The 1620-nt window shown below is 67.2% G+C and carries 4 protein-coding genes; all 4 read left to right on the top strand.

Annotated elements, in window-relative coordinates; genetic code table 11:
* Nucleotides 1–314, top strand: a 314-nt coding sequence (locus tag ACE3TU_RS22150) for a CDP-alcohol phosphatidyltransferase family protein (RefSeq protein ID WP_374628015.1), incomplete at its 5' end; no start/stop codon positions are given.
* Nucleotides 311–562, top strand: a complete 252-nt coding sequence (moaD, locus tag ACE3TU_RS22145; RefSeq protein ID WP_374628014.1) for a molybdopterin converting factor subunit 1 — start codon at nt 311–313, stop codon at nt 560–562. The genes ACE3TU_RS22150 and moaD, both read left to right, overlap by 4 nt.
* Nucleotide 563: 1 nt before the next feature.
* A complete protein-coding gene (locus tag ACE3TU_RS22140) occupies nt 564–1022 on the top strand; it encodes a VOC family protein (RefSeq protein ID WP_374628013.1) in 459 nt (152 codons plus the stop codon).
* Nucleotides 1019–1516 (top strand): nucleoside deaminase, encoded by a 498-nt coding sequence (locus tag ACE3TU_RS22135; protein ID WP_374628012.1) that lies wholly within the window; start codon nt 1019–1021, stop codon nt 1514–1516. The genes ACE3TU_RS22140 and ACE3TU_RS22135 overlap by 4 nt, the downstream gene beginning before the upstream one ends.
* The last annotated feature ends 104 nt before the right edge of the window (nt 1517–1620 follow it).

Below are 1620 nucleotides of genomic sequence, written 5' to 3'. Positions count from 1 at the left end.
CCTTTGCCTTCACCCGCGACCTCAACGCCTTCGACCTCATTCCCGCGATCGCCATCCTGCTGCGCGAGATCTTCGTGTCCGGCCTGAGGGAGTATCTCGGCAATCGCTCTATCGAGGTGCCCGTGACCCTCCTCGCCAAGTGGAAGACCACCACGCAACTCGTGGCGCTGGCGCTGATCATGGCGGCGCCGATGCTGCTCGGACTGGCATTCATCAGCCATGCGGTGCTGTGGATCGCCGGCATGCTGACCGTCTGGACCGGCTGGGAGTACCTGCGCTCGGCCTGGCCACACCTCGCGGGGCCCGAGCTGTGAAGATTCGCTATTTCGCCTGGCTGCGCGAGCGCCTCAACCGGGGTGAGGAGGAGGTCGACCTGCCGGCCGAGGTGGTGACGGTGGCCGACCTGATTCAGTGGCTGAGGAGCCGCGACGAAGCGGCTGACCTGGCCATGCAGAAGCCAAGCCTGATCAAGGCCGCGCTCGACACGGAGATCGTGCCGCACTCGACCCCGATCGGCAACGCCAGGGTCGTCGCCCTTTTCCCGCCGATGACGGGTGGGTGACATGGCGACGCCCGCGTCCGCCCCACCCTTCTCCCTCGTCGGCATCGACCACGTGGTGTTTCTCGTCGACGATATCGATCTGGCGGTGAGGTGGTATCGGGAAGTGCTGGGCTGCCGGCCGGGCTATTCCTACCCGACACTGGGCATGGAGCAGGTCTGGTGCGGCGCCGCTCTGATCGTGCTGTGGGACATCACCCATCCCGGGGCCGCCTCCGCCATTCCGCCCGTCGGCGGCGGTCGCAATGTCGACCACGTCTGTATCGCACTGAGCTCGTTCGACGAGGCCGAGATGCGCGAGCACCTTGCCGCACACGGCGTCGCCATCGAGCGCGAGGCCTTCCATGGCGGCGCTCGCGGCATGGGCAACTCGTTCTACGTGCTCGATCCCTGGGGCAACAAGCTGGAGTTGAAGGGGCCGGCGGTCTATCCGGATGGCCGCGACTGGGGGAAACAGCAATGAACGACACCGACCTGAAGCATCTCGTTCGCGCCGTCGATCTGGCCGAGGCGGCGCTGGCCAGCGATAACGACCCGTTCGGCTCGGTGCTGGTTGGGGGAAACGGTCAGGTGCTGTTCGAGGACCACAACTGGACCTCGACCGGCGACGAAACGCGACATCCGGAGATCGACATCGCCAGATGGGCCGCGGCCAACATGACTGCCGAGGAGAGGGCCGCCGCCACGGTCTACACGTCAGGTGAGCACTGCCCGATGTGCGCGGCGGCACACGCGTGGGTCGGCCTCGGCCGCATCGTCTATGCCGGGTCCTCGTCGCAACTGGGCGAATGGCTGTCAGAGGTCGGCGCGCCTCCGCCGCCCGTTGCGACCCTGCCCATCAACGTGGTCGCGCCCGGGATACCCGTAGCAGGACCGGCGCCATCCTTGAGCGCCCGACTGCGCGAACTGCACCATCGCCGGGCGGCCCGGAAGGCTCGGCTCCATCTCGGTTCGTGAGGCATGGTACTCCGGCTCACGGAACGGCCACGCCAGGTCAACGTGCGCCATGTCAACGTGCGCGAGGTCAAAGCGCCTGCGCCGGCCCCCTAGTAGCCGGCCAT

Source organism: Devosia sp. (assembly GCF_041917035.1).
GTDB lineage: Bacteria > Pseudomonadota > Alphaproteobacteria > Rhizobiales > Devosiaceae > Devosia_A.
This window is presented reverse-complemented; position numbering and strand designations above follow the sequence as displayed.